The following is a 1,066-nucleotide window of genomic DNA, read 5'->3' on the forward strand; positions in this document are numbered from 1 at the left end:
CAACAAACCGCTGGGTTTCCAGGTAACTCATGGGTTCAGGGATAGACACCACGAAACAGGCTGTTTGGTCGGCATTCTGAAGTAGAGATCGACCAGCATTTAAGTCTAATTGCATCGTGTGTAAAAACTGGTCTGCCTCGTCGGCAGTATAGCGCCCTGTAAAGCGTTGGCTCATGGTGCGATGTTTTTCCTGAAACAGATCTAGCGCCTTTAGAAACGCATCCAGAAAATCCATTAACCCAAACAGGTTAAGGGTATGCCCACTAGGTGCCATGTCCACCACGACGCGATCGGCAACATGCTCACGTAGCAAGCGCTGAATTTCCAAAAGGCCCATCAACTCGTCGAGGCCAGGCCATTCCAAATCCCACACGGGAGTTAGGTCTTCGCCCTGCACAAAGCTCCCTCGCTCTACCAGCAGTTCCAATACGTTTCCATACTTGGCCTTGAAATCTTGGAGCAATGCTTGAGGATTCAACGCCTGCACCTTGAGATTTGGTAGCTCAGGCAGATAGCGTGGCCTATCATCAACAACCATCTGCAACACATCTCCTAGGGAATGGGCAGGGTCGGTGGAAATCAGCAATATTTGCTCATGAGGGAACTGCCGTGCCCAATGTCGAGCAAACCCACAGGAAAATGTGGTCTTACCGACGCCGCCTTTGCCGCTGACCATAGCAAGTTGATGAGAGTTGAATTGCTCAAGCATGTAAAAACAAGGCAAAGTGGGTTGTCATGCCTACAATAATGCACCTTGGTTTATATTTCGTCGCAATTGTCGCTCATCCGCAAGCTAATAGAACTAGTGATAGCCTGCACATTGTGCTCACTATCATTCAAGTCAGGATAGGCTTCCAATCGTTTCGACTGACCCAGCGCTAGATGGTGGCTCTACCGACTTGATATAACTGGCCAGCCTTCGAGATGATGCTACCTGCCTCTACAAAGCTAACGACTCGTTGTCTGAAAATCCAGGCTGCAAGGCAGCAGTTTACTGTTGAAAGGTTTTTCAGCTACACCTGTGAAAGGTTTTTCAACTACACGTAGCCTGCGATCGTCTCACTCT

Annotated in this window: 1 protein-coding gene; it reads right to left on the reverse strand. The window is 49.0% G+C overall.

The genetic code is table 11. From position 1 onward, the window contains the following. On the reverse strand, positions 1-709 hold a 709-nt coding region (locus tag NZ772_19380), incomplete at its 3' end, for an ArsA family ATPase (protein ID MCS6815719.1). Positions 710-1,066: the final 357 nt, after the last annotated feature.

It is taken from the genome of Cyanobacteriota bacterium, assembly GCA_025054735.1.
In the GTDB taxonomy this organism is placed as follows: Bacteria; Cyanobacteriota; Cyanobacteriia; order SKYG9; family SKYG9; genus SKYG9.